This window comes from Actinomadura rubrisoli, from assembly GCF_004349215.1.
Taxonomy (GTDB): domain Bacteria; phylum Actinomycetota; class Actinomycetes; order Streptosporangiales; family Streptosporangiaceae; genus Spirillospora; species Spirillospora rubrisoli.
In genome coordinates this window covers 1-14,598 of the sequence record NZ_SMKU01000238.1, presented here as the reverse complement: position 1 = coordinate 14,598, position 14,598 = coordinate 1, and the positions used below count along the sequence as shown (strand labels likewise).

Sequence of the window (14,598 nt, the reverse complement as noted above, 5' to 3'; positions counted from 1 at the left end):
CCACCCGTCCGCGATCTGCGCTTCGCAGCCCCGGAACAGCCCGAGCCATGGGACGGAGTCCGTCCCGCAACGACGTTCGGGACGCCGCCGCCGCAGTCGTCGACCGTCTCGCCCGGTGCGCCGGAGACGACAGGGGACGACTGGCTGACCTGCAACGTCTGGTCCCCGGACCTTGGCGCGGCCCACCTGCCGGTGATGGTGTGGATCTACGGGGGCGCCTACCTCATCGGGCACTCCGGCGATCCCGTCTACTCCGGGGCGCGCCTCGCGCGCGATGGCGGCGTCGTCGTGGTGACCTTCAACCACCGCGTGGCCATGGAGGGGTTCGGCCAGATCGAGGGCGCCCCCGCCAACCGCGGCCTGCTCGACCAGGTCGCGGCGCTGACCTGGGTCCGCGACAACATCGCGGCCTTCGGCGGCGACCCCGGCGACGTCACGGTGTTCGGCGAGTCCGCCGGCGCGGGCTCGATCGCCGCCCTGCTGGCCATGCCGCGCGCGGCCGGGCTCTTCCAGAAGGCGATCGCGCAGAGCGTCCCGGGCACCTACTTCTCCCGCGCCCTCGCCGACGACATCGGCGCGACGATCGCAGCCGAGGCGGGCGCCCGCCCCGTCCGCGACGAGCTCGCCGCCGTCGCCCCCGCGCGCCTGATGAAGGCCGTGGACGCGATCGTGACCACCATGGGTCCACGGCAGCGCTGGGGCCAGGTCGCACACTCGGCGACCCCGTTCTCCCCGGTCGTCGACGGCGACGTGCTGCCACGAACGCCCTGGGACGCCCTCACCGACGGATCCGCCCGCGACATAGCGCTCATCACCGGCCACAATCGCGACGAGTACCGGCTCTTCACCGCCATGGACGGACTCCATGGACAGGTCACCGAGGAACAGTCCGCGACCGCCCTGCGCACCTTCGCCCCGGACCCTGACGCCTTTCGCCGCGCCTTCCCGGACGCGTCGGCGGAGTACCTGCACGAACTCGTCCAATCCGACTGGCTGTTCCGCATGCCGAGCCTCCACCTCGCCGAGGCCCACACTGCGGGCGGAGGACGCGCGCACCTGTACGAACTGACGTGGCAGGCCCCGGGCCTGGGCGGCATTCTCGGCGCATGCCACACCCTCGACATCCCGCTGGTGTTCGGCAACCTCGCCGGTGGCATCGCCGACCTGGTGATCGGGGAAGACCGGGCGGCCGCGGCCGAGCTGTCGGCCGAGATCCGGTCGGCCTGGACCGGCTTCGCGACGTCCGGCGACCCGGGCTGGCCGGTCTACGAAGCGGCACAGCGGCTCACCCGCGTGTACGACACGGTCTCGTCCGTCCTGCCCTACCCGGAGGAGACGTCCAGGGCCCTGTGGGCCGGCCACACTTTCAGCGAACTCCCCCTCCTTTGACCGCGGTGGGCGCGGCCCGCGCTTCCCAGGGCCGCGCCTGCGGCGGCGCTCCGCCCCGGGCCGCAGGCCCCGGTTAGCATCTGATCATGGCATCGAGCTTCTACCACCTGGTCGTCGACTCCATCGAGCCCGAGACCGTGGCCCGCTTCTGGTCGGCCGTCCTCGACCAGCCGATCCTGTATCTGTCGGACAACGGCGACGAGGCGATCGTCGGGGTGGACGAACAGACCTATCCGGGCCTCTGCTTCCTCCGCGATCCGAACCGCAAGACGGTCAAGAACCGGCTGCACATCGACCTCAACCCCGACGACCAGGACGCCGAAGTGGACCGCGTCCTCGCCCTGGGCGCCCGCCGAGTCGACATCGGACAGTCATCCGACGTCAGCTGGGTGGTCCTCGCCGATCCCGAGGGCAACGAGTTCTGCGTCCTCCGCCGGCACGGCTCGCTCATCGACTGAGTGTCGGTCTCCCCTGCCACACTCCTGACGATCCATCCAGCGGCTCGGCCGCAAGAGAGGGGCACCGCACATGAGCGACCTGGACGCGCCGGAAAGGCTCCGCGACATCTGCCTGTCGCTGCCGGAAGCGACCGAGAAACCCTTCGGCGGCCACACGGCCCCCTCCTTCAGGATCCGCGACAAGCTGTTCCTCATGACGAGCGAGGACGGCCTTTCCATGATGTTCAAAGCCGGGCCCGGCGTCCAAGAGGCCCTCGTGTCCGAGGCTCCCGGACGCTTCTTCGTCCCGAAGTACGTGGGCAGCAAAGGATGGGTGGGCGCAAGGCTGGACGTCGACCAGGACTGGGACGAACTAGCCGAGCTGATCGAGGACAGCTACCGGCTCATAGCCCCCAAGCGCCTGGCCGCCCTCCTGGACCAGCGCTAACCGATCCACCCAGTCGACGACAGACCGCGCTCATTGGTGTCGGCGGGGCGGCTTCGCGCGGCCGGGGGTGACATTCGGGTGCGGACGTGCTCGCGAAGTTTCGGCGTCCAGGGGCTGGCGCTCGGGTCAGGGACGGCGTCATCGTGGGCGAACATGCTCGCGGAGTTTTGGCGTCCAGGGGTTGGCGCTCCGGTAAGGGACGGCGTCATCGTGGGCGGACGTGCTTGCGGAGTTTCGGCGTCTGGCGGCTGGCGCTCCGGTCAGGGACGGCGTCATCGTGGGCGGCGGGTGAGGGCCTTGAGGCGGGTGGCTATGTTGTCCATGGCGGCGTCGTCTGGTTGCCAGCCGCGTTCGAGAAGCGCCGTCAGGAGGGCTTCCAGGTAGGGCGTTGGGCGGGATAAGAAGTCCTTGGTGGCCGGGATGATCTCCCAACCCATTTCCTTGGCGAGCCAGCGCCGACGACGCTCGTCGTGGACCCGGGCCTTGGTGCCGGTGTGGTGGCGTTCACCGTCGTATTCCATACCGACACGGAACTCCACGTAGCCGAGATCGACGTAGAGCCATTGGCCGTGCGGGCCCATCACGGGTACTTGGGTGCGGGGACGTGGGAAGCCCGCTGTGACGATGGCCGTCCGAATCCAGCTCTCACCAGGCGAGGCGGCGCCCCGGTCGCTCAGGCGGACGACCTCGCGCAGCCGTTTGTTGCCGCGATAGCCAGGTAAACCGCGAGCCATCTTGTTGAGTTCTTCGACGACTACCCCCTTCCGCAGGAACTGGTCGAGGGCGGCGACCGCTTCGAATCGGGGTAACCAGCGGGCACAGTCGAGCGCGGTACGGGGTAGGGACGTGACCCGAACATTCGCCTTTTCCTGGACGTGGTCGGCCGGCAACTTCACTCGGTCGGCGGTAACCGGCGCCGGGGAGGGACCGGCTTGGGACGGGTCAGGCATGATGAGTTCGACGTCCCAGTCGGCCTCTTTCACCCCCGGGGGCAAGACGTCGAGGCCCCAGATCCATGCGGCGGTGCGGCGTGCGATGACGGCTTCGGACGGCAGGAGGCGGCTCAGCGTGGCGGCCCTTGATGCCAGCGATGTTCCCTTGACGGGTGCGAAGTAGATCCCCGGCCCGACAGGGACGACTGAGCCTGCGGGCGTTCGCTTCCAGGTGATGTTGAATCCGTTCATGTCCACGATGATGCTCGCTCTCCACTTCCCTCCGAAAGGGGGTGGCGAAAATGTGGATAACTTCGAGTTCACGCAGGTCAGCGACCGCAGCCGGTGGCCAATCGGCAGGGATGTCCGGATGCTGCATCGAAAACCGTCGCAGCGCCGATCATGGACCGGACGCCGCACGTCGACGAACCGGGGGCTGCGAGCCAGAGCAAGCACCGTTTGCCCCAGAAGACTGTTTCGTTTGGGGCGTCGGAGATGAGGCACAGGGGCAGCCAGATTTTTGGACAAATCAGCAAAAATTACAACCAACAACGCAAACATGGCTGGGGCACATTGCATCATTTCCACCCTGATAGTGCAGGTCAGTAGGGCATGGTGTAGGCCGGTAGCCCGTGGCGACTCGACCCCGGCCGGCAGGCCCTGCTCGCCCTGGCCCACCTGCGCAACGGCGACCCCCTCACCCGCTTGGCAGCCGGGTTCCAGGGCGGGGCCATGGCGACCGGCCCTGGTGATGAGTTTTCGCGCCCGCACCCGTCACACCTACGACGGGGCACGACGAGGGCGAAGGGTGACGTGATGGGTGCGGACACGTGGCTGGAGGAGCTGGGCGTGAGCGGGCTGGGCGAGGTCGACGAGCCAGCGTTCTCGGGGCTGGCGGAGCGGCACCGGCGGGAGCTGCACGTGCACTGCTACCGGATGCTCGGGTCGTTCGAGGACGCCGAGGACACCGTGCAGGAGACGTTCCTGCGTGCCTGGCGGCGGCGGGAGACCTTCGGGGGGCGGTCGACGTTCCGGGCCTGGCTGTACCGGATCGCCACCAACGCCTGCCTGGACCTGCTCGCCAAGCGCCGCCCGGAGCCCGCAACGGGCGGCGAGGTGCTCTGGCTGCAGCCCTACCCGGATCGGCTGCTCGACGAGCTGCCCGCGGGCGACGCCGACGAGCCGGAGACCGTCGCCGTCGCGCGGGAGACGATCGAGCTCGCGTACCTGGTCGCGGTCCAGCACCTCGCGCCGCGCCCGCGGGCCGTGCTGATCCTGCGGGACGTGCTCGGCTGGCCGGCCAAGGACGTCGCGGAGTTCCTCGGGGACTCCGTCAACTCCGTGAACAGCGCGCTGCAGCGGGCCCGCGCCGGCATGCGCGAGCACCTGCCCGCCGAGCGGCAGGACTGGACCGGCGGCGAGGAGGACGCCGGGACGCGCGAGGTGGTGCGCCGCTATACCGAAGCCAGCGTGGCCACGAACGTCGACGGGCTCGCCGCGCTGCTGCGGGACGACGTCCGGTGCTCGATGCCGCCCACGCCGGGCCTGCACGTCGGCCGCGACGCGGTGGTGAACGACTGGGTCGAGGACGGCTTCGAGGGCATGAAGCACCTGCGCGCCGTCCCAACCCGCGTGAACCGGCAGCCCGCCGTCGCCTTCTACCAATGGCGCAGGCGCGAGGGCGCGTACCTGCCGCTGACGATCGACGTCCTGCGCGTCACCGGCGGGGCGATCACCGAGATCGTCACGTTCCACGACGACCGGTTCCCGCGGCTCGGATTGCCCGAGCGCCTGCCCGCGGACGGTACGGAGTAGTCCCGGTGCGGGCGCTCGCGCTACGCGGTGGCGCGCGCGTCGCGGTGGTCGCTGCCGAGTGGTGCGACGCGTTCGGCGTCGTCACCCGCGGGCGGGTGCAACTGGAGTTGCGCGACGGCGAGCCCGGGCCGGTCCTGGGACGTGACGCCGGGTTCTGGCTCCACGGCACCGGCGTCCGCGCCCTGCGCAACCCCGGCCGTCGCACGGCCAGGGTGCGCATCCTCCCCCGCGCCAGGACCGCCACACGCCAGTCACCACACCCCCACGCCAGTCATCCAATGACGGAGGACGCCATGAACAGCATGAAGGACACCGGCGCCGCCGCTGGCCCGGCACCGGGCCAGACCAGCCGCACTCACCGACTCCGCGGGCTCGCCGGCACCGGCTTGGTCGCCACCCTCGCAGCGATGGTGGCCACCACTCTCGCCGCTGCGCTTGCCCAGGCCACCGGCGTCGACTTCGAGGTCCCCGATGGTGGCGAGTCGATCCCGCTGTTCGGGTTCGCCGTCGTGACCGGCTTCTTCTCGATCGTGGGCACCCTCATCGCCGTCGCTCTTCTTCGCTGGAGCGCTCACCCCGCCGCGCGATTCGTGTGGACGGCAGTGTCACTGACCGCGATCTCGTTGATCCCGCCTCTACTGTCCGGAGCGAACACCGCCACCACCACCGCCCTCCTCGGGCTACACCTCGTCCCTGCGATGGTGATGATTCCCACCCTGACGCGGAGCCTCCGCACCCGGACCGATTGACGATCCCGCGACGGGACAACGGCGACGTGAGAGCGTGCGGGAGTGCACCAACGTGGCCCCCGGTACTGCCGCCCGATGCGATTGACGTCCTTCTTCGCTCACAACAGGCGGAGACAATGCCGGTGCCGCTTGAACGGGGTGTGGATCGTGCCTCCTGCGCCTTGATAGCGCTTGTCGGCGAAGACCATCGCCTTCGTCACCCACTCCACGCGAAAGCCAAGGCGAGGCCATCACAACACCTACCCACGCCAGACCTTCGGTTCCGTCGATGGCGAAAGGCTCCACTCAACCGAACTGCTGGCATGAGATTCCGTGTCCCGGCATCAAGGAACCTGGAGAGCCTCGCGGACTTCCCGAACTCGGGAACTTCAACCTTCCAAGGTGCGTTTGCGGCGGTGAATGCCCGGCAGGCGGCGTGTTCCGTTGCCAGGTGTTTCGGGTGGGATGAGCCGTAGCGCGGTCACGGCTGTGATCAGGCACATGCCGATAGCGATGGCCATGGCGATCGGGGTTCCGCTGTCCGCATGGGTCGTCGCGATCACGCCGAGCAGAGCGACTCCGATCGCTCCGCCTGTCTGCCGCGCCGTGTTCAGGGCGCTCGACCCCATGTTCTTGTGCCGGTCGGGCGCGAACGTCATGACCGCGAGTGTCTGCGCGGGTGCGGACAGTCCCATTCCGGTGGAGAATACGCAGAAGCCGACCGCGACGAGCGGATAAGGGGTGGAAGGGGCGGCGAGAAACGCGAGTCCGGTCGCCGAGAGCGTCATTCCGGTGGCCAAGCCGGAGCGTGGCCCGAATGCGGTGATGAAGCGGGCGCCGAGAAAGGTTGCGGCGAATGTGGCAGCGGCGGTCAAGGGCAGAAACGCCAGACCGGTCTGGAACGCGGAATATTCGCGAGACTGCTGGAAGTCGAGCGTGTAGACGATCAGCATCCCGTAGAGGGTGAAATTGTACGTCGCGCCGCCGAGCAGGCCGGCGAGGACGGGACGAGCGGCGATGATGGCCGGCGGGAGCAGAACCTCCCGCCCATGTCGTGCCCCGGAGTACTGGGTCGCGAGGAAAACGACAAGGGCGACGCTGCCGCCGACGATTGCCGTCAGCACGGCCGGATCGAGCCATCCGGCGACGCTCGATTCCAGCAGCGCCCACACGGTGGCGGTAAGACCGCCGACCACGATGATCTGCCCGCCGACGTCGAACGACACGCGTTGCAAAGGGGTCTCGCGCACGTACCGTACGACGAGCCAGCCGGTGACGGCGGCAATGGGAATATTGAGAAGGAAGATGCTGCGCCAGCCAAGGGTGTCGACCAGTAGCCCGCCGATGAATGGGCCGATCATGAATCCGATACCGCCGACACTCACCCACATCGTGACCGCTCTGGTGCGTTCGGCGGTCGCGGTGTAGGTACGTGTGATCAGTGTCAGCGGTGCGGGAGCCAGAAGCGCCGCGCCCAGCCCCTGGCAGGCGCGCCCGAGGACGAGCGTGCCGGTGCCGGGGGCCAGACTGCAGACGATCGAGGCGATGGTGAACAATCCCAATCCGGACAGGTAGGCGCGTCGGGCACCGATCCGATCCCCGAGGCGGCCCGCGGACAGCAGCAGTGCGGCGAACACGAGCGTGTAGGCGTCGATGACCCACAGGGCGCCGGCGGGGCTTGCGTGAAGGTCGGACCGGATCGCCGGGATCGCGACGTTGACCACGTTCGCTTCCATGACTATCAGTGCCGTGCCCAGACACAGGCCCACCAGGCCGAGAATTCGACCGGTGGTGAAAGTGGAATCGGGTGGGGAAACCTGTTTTTGAGCAGCATCGGACGACATGGTTGCTCCGATACACATGAGAAAAGCGTTCGGGAGGGCGATACCGGGCCGCGGGCAAGCCTTTTCAGGTCAGGTACGGGCGCTCGCCCGCAGAAGTGACAGCACTCCTCGTACGGCACGGTCGAAGGGTTCGACGGCTTGAGCGGCACGGGCGAGCGCGTAACCGCCCTGGATCACCGCGGCGATCGTGGAGGCTATCTCGTCTGCGTCCAGACCGTCGGCGAATTCGCCTGCGGCCACACCTTCGGCGATGGTGCGCTGAAGGTTTTCGTGCAGTACCTCGAAGGTTTCGCGTACCGGTGCGCGCAACTTCTCGTCGGCCATGATGTCGGGGTCGGCCGTGAGCCGGCCGACGCTGCACCCGCGCAGCACATCGCGTTCGCGGCCCAGATATCCGGAGATCCGTTCGAACGCGGTTCCTTCCAGGGCGAACGCGTCCGCGATCTGTTGCTGCATGAGTTCCGCACTGCGTTGCTCCGCAGCCAGTGCCAAGTCCGGCTTGCCGGCGAAGTGATGGTACATGCTGCCCTGACCGACGCCGGAGCGCGCCAGGATCGCGGTCGGACTGGTGCCGATGTACCCACGCTCCCACAGCAGTTCCCGCGTACCCTCGATCAGACGGTCACGAGCGTCCGGTTTCACTATTCCTCCAAGCACGCAGTGCGGTGTTCTCATGGCCGGATCGCCGACCAGAATTCACAGAAGCGGATGCCGCAAATGCCAATCGGATTCGCGCTGATAGGCGTCGCCCAGCCGGATCAGCAGTTCCTCATCATAGGGACGGCCGACGAATTGGAAGCCCAGCGGCATGTCGTCCTCACCGAAACCGCCCGGCAAAGTGATCGTCGGGTTGCCGGACATATCGAACGGGGTGACGAAGCGCAGGAAATCGATCAAAGAGTCAGCGTCGGCGTACAATGCGTCCTTCTGGGCGAGGGTGAGACTCGTGGTCGGCTGCACCGGAGTCAGCAGGACGTCGACGTCGCGCATTGTGCGCGTGACCTCACCGGTGAACGAGAGCCGCTGATGATGTGCGCGCATCAATTCGATCCCGGACACCGAGTGACCCGGCGCGATCAGTCCGGCGATCGAGCCGGGTGTGTCCACCGGGCCGTACTCCGACGCGTGAGCGGGGAAGGTCTCGTGGTGCGCGAGCGCGGCCTCGACGCCGGCGTAGCGCGGCCACAGGGCGTTGATGGCGTCGGTACCGGCGAGGGTGACCTCCACGATCGTCGCGCCCATGCGGCGCAGTGCGGCGACGACATCGTCGAGCATTCGGATGGTCGCCGAGTCGACGCGCGTTTCGTTGTACTCGCGGTCCACGCCGACTCGCAGGCCGCCGATGGGCGCGCCGAGACCGTCCAGATAATCGGGCACGGGCGTGGGACCGGCGGTCGGATCATGCGGATCCGCCCCGGCGATCACACCGAGGATCGCTCCCGCGTCAGCCGCCGAGCGCGCCATCGGACCAATATGGTCAAGGCTCGCGGCGAGCGCGAACACGCCGTACCTGCTCACCCGACCCCACGTCGGTTTGATGCCGGTGACGCCATTGGCCGCCGAAGGATACCGGATCGACCCACCGGTATCGGTGCCGAGCGCACCGAACCCGAGGCCGGCCGCCACCGCGACTCCGGAGCCGCTCGACGAGGCCCCCGACCAGTAGCCGGGATTCCACGGATTTCGGGGAGGCGTGACCGACGGGTGATGCTCGGCGAACGCGCCCTCGGTGAGTTGCAGTTTGCCGAGCAGGATCGCGCCCGCAGCCGAAAGCCGCTGGACCACCGTCGCATCGTAGGAGGGCACATGCCCCGAGTGGATCGCGGTACCCGCAGCGGTGACGATACCGGCGGTGAAAATGTTGTCCTTGACCGCGATCGGCACCCCATGCAGGGGCCCTCGATAGCGTCCCGCTTTCAGTTCGGCCTCGGCGGTCCTGGCCTGAGCGGCAGCGGCATCCGCGGTCACCGTCGCGTAGCTGCCAACGACCGGATCGACCAGTCCGATCCGCTCCAGGATCGCTTCGGTCAGTTCGACGGGGCTGAGCTCGCCGGCGTAGATCCGCGCCGCGACGTCCAACAGGTTCGCGTAGTGCATCTCGCAGTCGCCGGATACGGCCGACTTACCGGGAGGTGTGCAAGCAGGAGAGCTCGTCATGACACGAACATACATACTAGTATGGATTTTGTCCATCGAGAGGCCGCCGCGCGCAAGGTTCCGTACCAGGTGAAGACCCGGGAGGCTGGTGCGTGAGATCGCCCCAGACCCGCACACGCCCAACCAGACGATCTGCCTGTGGCTGTGGCAGGACCGGGTCGATGCCGGCCTGGAACCCGGGTCGGCCTCAGCCGATCAAACTGAGTTCGAGCTCCCCCAACTACAGCCAGGTGACCATCCACCACCCCAAGGCCGTCCACGCGTTCCTGCACGACCATCCACGCATCGAGACTCTGTACGGGGCGCGCTACAGCCCGCACAACAACCCGGCACGTGTGCGGGCGGCACTGAAGAACCACCTGGTCCTGCGAGATGAAGGCAGTGGCGCGCCCACGACCACGGCCGCCCGCTCCCCTAAGCGGAGGCGCCCAAGCGACGGGACCACCCGGTCTCCTACGCCGGCGACGGAAGCGGCGCGAACTCGTCCTATATGGGGCACGACGACCGGGTTCCGGGGCCCTTTGACGATCTACGCGGTCCGGCACCGGACGAGCGGACGCCGCCCGGCCATGTCGTAATTGATCCTGGATAGAGGTGATCCGCGCGTGGTGGTCGCTGCGAAGCCCAAGGGCGGCTGGTGGAGCACGGCTTCGAGCCGTGGCCCGAGGTCGCCGTGCTGAGATCCCGGCTGTGAGGCCGCACCGGCCCGACGGACGGGTCTCACCATTAGGCTGTTCGGCATGGCCGACTTGTATGAGGTCTTGGTGACAGCCGACTTGCCCGATGACGTATCGGCCAGTGAAGTGGCCGAGCTTCGTTGGCATCTCGGTCTCGGGCCGCAGCCCACCAGGTTGACGATCGTGACCGATTACGACGAGGTCGTCATCGGAGACGACGGTGATCCGCAACAGGACGGGCACGGAAACTGGGTCTTCGAGAGCCGGCCATATCCGGTTCTCGCGGAACGAGGGCCTGCCGCCCGGATCGGCGGTGTGTTGTTCTCCGAACTCGTGCGCCGTGAGGGTGGCGTTCGTCCCGGCTGGGCTCTGACCTCCCGTCAGGAGATCCACGCAGAGGCGTTCCAGCATCCGACGGTTCTCCTCCAATGGCTGAGCACGAGGGCCGTCCGATTCCAGTGCCACACGCGCTTCTACGAGGACGACGTGCTGACGCCGGCTTTCGTACGGGACGGCGAGCTCGTTTTGTCCACGTAGGAGGCCCAAGGATGCTGCTCGAACACGAGGGCGCAATGCCGGTGGTGCCGGAGTCGGCGTATGTGGCACCTACTGCGGTGCTGTGCGGAAGCGTGGTGCTCGGTGAGGGCGCACGCGTCCTGCATGGGGCGGTCCTTACCGCGGAGAACGGTGAGATCCGCGTCGGGTCTGATGTGGTGGTGATGGAGAACGCGCTTGTGCGAGGTCGGGCCGACCATCCTGCGACCGTTGGCGATGCGGTACTCATCGGGCCGCACGCGCACATCAATGGAGCGACGATCGAGGACGAGGTTTTCGTGGCGACCGGCGTATCGGCCTTTCCGGGGTCGGTGGCGGGGACACGGTCCGAACTCCGCATCAACAGTGTCCTGCACGTCAACTCTCGTCTGGCTCCCGATACAGTCCTGCCGATCGGCTGGATCGCGGCCGGTGACCCTGCCCGGTTGTTCTCGCCCGATCGCCATGAGGAACTCTGGGAGGTCCAGAAGGACCTGGACTTCCCCGGGACGGTCTACAAGATGCCGCGTGGCACGTCGATGCGGGACATCATGGCGCGTCAGGTTGATTTCTTCGGAAGCCACAAGACCGACCGCGTCATCGAGTGACGCGGCGTACTCGGATGCTCGGGTGGCGGTCAGGCTTTCAATGCCTCAGCCAGGCGCGCTCCCCATTATTGGTGCGCAGACTCTGGTCGTGTGGCGGCAACGGCCGTAGACGCCCATGCACCGATGCGCTTGACCAAGTCCGGAGTGGCGGCCATCTCAGCATGGCCGAAGGCCGGCTCGATCCACAGCTCGCGCGGATCGCGTGCCGCGCCGTACAACTGCTGCCCATGCTCAAGCGGGAAGAACGAGTCCGCATCACCATGGACGATCAGGAGAGGCACTGGTGCGATCCGTCCGACGACCTCGTACGGGGCTTCCGGCACCGGATCCCAGCCGTTGGGCGCGATTCGGGTGCCTCTCGCTAGTCGCACTGCCAATCGTCCAACACGCCGTTCGATCACCCAGTGCACTCGCCGCATCGATACCGTCCCGCGGTAGTACCAGCGAGCCGGCGCACTGATCGACACCACGGCATCGACGCCGCCGTGCAAGGCCGCGTGCCGTACGGCGACGGCCCCGCCCATGGAGAACCCCGCAACGGCGATCCGCCGGTATCCCCGTCGACGCGCCGCCATGACCGCCGCCTCTATGTCGAGCACCTCTCGGTCACCGACCGTGGAGTGCCCGTCTGATTTTCCGTGACCGCGGAAATCGAGGCCCAGAACCCCTCCGTACTGGTTGAGAACACCGGCGATCCGCCGAAGCGCCGGTTGCCGCCACGAACACGTGAAACCGTGCGCGAGGACGAAGCACAGCTCACCAGCACCTCGCAGATGCCCCGCGTCGATCCGCACATCGTCAGCGGTGTAGAGCGTAAGGGGTTCGGGAATCACCACGCCCTCCATGATGGATCATCACCGTGAGTAGTGACTTGTAGCCCGATCGGCCATGTCACAGAGATCCGGGCCCGTTGAGGCACCGCCTTGCCGAGCGATGGAGGGATATGAACCGTCCGGGGCACGTTGGGCCCGACCAACTCCTTGTGGTCATCGGTTCAGCGTCGGCCGTCAACTACGGGCGGGGCGTGCCCTTGGCCAGACGGAGGTTGACACGTTCGCCACGCCGAGTAGGCCAGCCCAGGGCATCATTCGCCCCTGCGAATTTACTGGACGCCTGTGCCGATGGGTTCCTCGCGGTACTTACGATTCCCCGGTCAGTTTGGCCGACCCCAGGGTGGCGTTCGTAATGGCCCGCGCCGCGGTTTGCGTCGATGAACTGGAGTCGAGCTCGGACAGCGTCGCCTTGTTGAGCGCGTAGATCACGAACTCATAGGTGTTCACCGAGCCGGGCGAGCAGGGTCCCTGGTATCCGAAGAGGCTCGCGCTTCCGCGGTAGTAGACCTGCCTGGCTCCGGAGGGGACCGAGGGCGTGTAGACGTGCTCGACATTCTGCGGGAGCGAGGCCACGTTCACCGGAATGTCGTAGATCACCCAGTGAATGAGATTCCTGTTGTCGAGGTCGCGCATGACAAGTGCGTAACTCTGGGCGGCGGTCGGCCCGCCGGTCCACGCCAGGGGTGGGGATTCGTTCTTCTGACGTGGGTCGTTGCCGCCACTGGTGCACTCGTGCACCTTCGGGATGACCCCGCCCTCGGTGAAGGCGGTACTCGTCAAGGTGAATGCGGCACCGCCCGCCTCTGACGATGCTGCGATCGACGGCGTGGCAGCGGTGGTCGAGAGACCGACGGTCCATGGGATGAGCAGGGCGTACAGCACAACTCGTTTGATGGTCACAGAGGGCTCCTCAGGTTTTCGGTCCTGCTGCTCCGTCCATTGCATCTCCCGGTATTTCCCAAGATTGGGATCATAGTGTACAGACCACGCTTTACGGTCGCTACCGCCCGTGTCGTCACCCTCACCGCCCATCGCCCTCGGCGTCACGGTACTGTCGGCGATGCGCTGAGCTGGCGATATGGCGGAGAGTCGACTCGTGCTGGGTGGCCCGTTCTAGGCAGACTCAATCCGACATCGGATTTCTAGTCGGGCTCAATCCGGCCTCGAACGAGATCGACTCTCGGACTTGATCTTGACATGGCACCGGAGCCCATTTATCGGCTATGCCGAACCATGGGTTCTGTGCATGTTTCGCGTGGCCGGAGCGGGTCACGTCCACGGTTGTGCGATGAGGGGCACTCAACTGGGTGGAACAGCGTCCACCAGGTTCATCGACCGTGGTCGTGGGGAGATCACGGATCGGGCCATGACGCGCGGTGACCCGGCGCGGAGACGATCTCGATCGGTGTCTCGGGGCGCTCGGTCGGGGAACCCCGAGGCTGTCGGAGGGCGTCCAAGGGACGGTCGGGATGCCGGACTAGTGGCGAGATTCGCCAAGGGGTGGGGCGATCATGACGGCTCGGGAGAAAGGCGTGATCATTTCCTGGAGCGATCGTGAAGGCCGTGGAGTGATCCAGCGAGCCGAGGGACCGGATGTCGAGTTCTCCTTCACCGCCGTCCACCAGGCGTCGGGCTCGTACCTCGGGCTCACCGTGGGGCTTCGAGTCACGTTCGTCCTGGTGAACACCGATTCTGGGGTCCAAGCCCAGGATGTGGTGGTGGGCTGGGCGTAGACGTCCAGCCGGGTCGGCTGCCGTGGGACGACGTCGGGGCTGAACGGTGAGGTTGCTGGGTAGATAGTCAGATGTGTCGGAGGGGCTGGATATTCGACGGGCTTGGGGTTCATGCCGGCCGGCATGGGCAGCGAAGATCGTGCCCTTCAGGTGAAGCCTCTGAAGGAACTGCCCGAAGAGCCGCGCGCCGGTGGGGCGGACGTCGAAGCCTGCAGCACCGAGGTGCAAAGCGCCTCGGCGGCGAAGGCCTCCCGGAGCAGGGAGAGCGCCGGGCCCAAGAGGGCGAGGTCGGATGCGCCACGCATCCGAAACCGCAAGCGAGGCAGGGAAACTCAGCTTGGTGATGCCCCCGGGAGCGGACGCCCAAGGAGGGAAGGGTCCAAGCGTCCCGGGGGTAAGGTTCGCGAGCGCTCGTCTGGGACGGCTTCTGGCGCTGTTGACGCAGTTGGGGAGGGCGTCGGGG

At 67.2% G+C, this 14,598-nt stretch carries 15 protein-coding genes and 3 pseudogenes; 10 read left to right on the top strand and 8 right to left on the bottom strand.

Annotation, left to right across the window (positions count from 1 at the left end; all coding sequences use genetic code 11):
- The 3 genes from E1298_RS32730 to E1298_RS32720 form a co-directional block, all read left to right on the top strand.
- On the top strand, positions 1–1,389 hold a 1,389-nt coding region (locus tag E1298_RS32730), incomplete at its 5' end, for a carboxylesterase/lipase family protein (RefSeq protein ID WP_131900186.1).
- A gap of 86 nt (positions 1,390–1,475) precedes the next feature.
- A complete protein-coding gene (locus E1298_RS32725; protein WP_131900184.1) occupies positions 1,476–1,847 on the top strand; it encodes a VOC family protein in 372 nt (123 codons plus the stop codon).
- Between the two features lie 70 nt (positions 1,848–1,917).
- Positions 1,918–2,274 carry an MmcQ/YjbR family DNA-binding protein gene (locus E1298_RS32720; protein ID WP_131900182.1) on the top strand — a complete coding sequence of 119 codons (357 nt, stop codon included), beginning with the start codon at positions 1,918–1,920 and terminating at the stop codon, positions 2,272–2,274.
- A 272-nt stretch (positions 2,275–2,546) separates the two neighbouring features.
- On the opposite strand, the gene E1298_RS32715 is transcribed toward E1298_RS32720, so the two are convergent.
- Positions 2,547–3,458 (bottom strand): hypothetical protein, encoded by a 912-nt coding sequence (locus tag E1298_RS32715; RefSeq protein WP_131900180.1) that lies wholly within the window; start codon positions 3,456–3,458, stop codon positions 2,547–2,549.
- Positions 3,459–3,833: 375 nt separating this feature from the next.
- Between E1298_RS32715 and E1298_RS32710 the strand changes: the two are divergent.
- Positions 3,834–3,935 (top strand): annotated as a pseudogene (locus tag E1298_RS32710) (transposase family protein); the annotation flags it as partial.
- Positions 3,936–4,022: 87 nt separating this feature from the next.
- A complete protein-coding gene (locus E1298_RS32705; RefSeq protein ID WP_131900178.1) occupies positions 4,023–5,021 on the top strand; it encodes an RNA polymerase subunit sigma-70 in 999 nt (332 codons plus the stop codon).
- A 20-nt stretch (positions 5,022–5,041) separates the two neighbouring features.
- Here E1298_RS32705 and E1298_RS49745 read toward each other — a convergent pair whose 3' ends face one another.
- Entirely contained in the window at positions 5,042–5,185 is a 144-nt protein-coding gene (locus E1298_RS49745; protein ID WP_207944974.1) for a hypothetical protein, read from the bottom strand.
- 129 nt (positions 5,186–5,314) lie between these two features.
- On the opposite strand from E1298_RS49745, the gene E1298_RS49740 reads away from it, so the two are divergent.
- Positions 5,315–5,770 (top strand): DUF6069 family protein, encoded by a 456-nt coding sequence (locus E1298_RS49740; protein WP_207944973.1) that lies wholly within the window; start codon positions 5,315–5,317, stop codon positions 5,768–5,770.
- 104 nt (positions 5,771–5,874) lie between these two features.
- On the opposite strand, the pseudogene E1298_RS51940 reads toward E1298_RS49740, so the two are convergent.
- From E1298_RS51940 to E1298_RS32685, 4 genes and pseudogenes are all read right to left on the bottom strand, one after another.
- A pseudogene (locus E1298_RS51940) lies at positions 5,875–5,958 on the bottom strand (IS5/IS1182 family transposase); the annotation flags it as partial.
- Between the two features lie 180 nt (positions 5,959–6,138).
- On the bottom strand, positions 6,139–7,593 hold the full coding sequence (locus E1298_RS32695; RefSeq protein ID WP_131900176.1) for an MFS transporter: 1,455 nt from the start codon (positions 7,591–7,593) through the stop codon (positions 6,139–6,141).
- 69 nt (positions 7,594–7,662) lie between these two features.
- Positions 7,663–8,235: a TetR/AcrR family transcriptional regulator gene (locus tag E1298_RS32690; protein WP_243725951.1), complete on the bottom strand. Its 573-nt coding sequence runs from the start codon at positions 8,233–8,235 to the stop codon at positions 7,663–7,665.
- 54 nt (positions 8,236–8,289) lie between these two features.
- Positions 8,290–9,690 carry an amidase gene (locus E1298_RS32685; protein ID WP_207944972.1) on the bottom strand — a complete coding sequence of 467 codons (1,401 nt, stop codon included), beginning with the start codon at positions 9,688–9,690 and terminating at the stop codon, positions 8,290–8,292.
- Positions 9,691–9,983: 293 nt separating this feature from the next.
- Between E1298_RS32685 and E1298_RS51590 the strand changes: the two are divergent.
- From E1298_RS51590 to E1298_RS32675, 3 genes and pseudogenes are all read left to right on the top strand, one after another.
- A pseudogene (locus tag E1298_RS51590) lies at positions 9,984–10,103 on the top strand (IS630 family transposase); the annotation flags it as partial.
- Between the two features lie 387 nt (positions 10,104–10,490).
- A complete protein-coding gene (locus E1298_RS32680; protein ID WP_131900170.1) occupies positions 10,491–10,964 on the top strand; it encodes a hypothetical protein in 474 nt (157 codons plus the stop codon).
- Between the two features lie 11 nt (positions 10,965–10,975).
- Positions 10,976–11,569 (top strand): gamma carbonic anhydrase family protein, encoded by a 594-nt coding sequence (locus tag E1298_RS32675; protein ID WP_131900168.1) that lies wholly within the window; start codon positions 10,976–10,978, stop codon positions 11,567–11,569.
- 65 nt (positions 11,570–11,634) lie between these two features.
- Here the strand turns inward: E1298_RS32675 and E1298_RS32670 are convergent, their stop codons facing one another.
- Together E1298_RS32670 and E1298_RS32665 are read right to left on the bottom strand one after the other, a co-directional pair.
- Entirely contained in the window at positions 11,635–12,414 is a 780-nt protein-coding gene (locus E1298_RS32670; RefSeq protein ID WP_131900166.1) for an alpha/beta hydrolase, read from the bottom strand.
- A 294-nt stretch (positions 12,415–12,708) separates the two neighbouring features.
- Positions 12,709–13,302, bottom strand: coding sequence for a YbhB/YbcL family Raf kinase inhibitor-like protein (locus E1298_RS32665; protein WP_207944971.1), 594 nt, complete (start codon positions 13,300–13,302; stop codon positions 12,709–12,711).
- Positions 13,303–13,934: 632 nt separating this feature from the next.
- Here E1298_RS32665 and E1298_RS32660 point away from each other — a divergent pair.
- On the top strand, positions 13,935–14,135 hold the full coding sequence (locus tag E1298_RS32660; RefSeq protein WP_165975790.1) for a cold shock domain-containing protein: 201 nt from the start codon (positions 13,935–13,937) through the stop codon (positions 14,133–14,135).
- Positions 14,136–14,598: the final 463 nt, after the last annotated feature.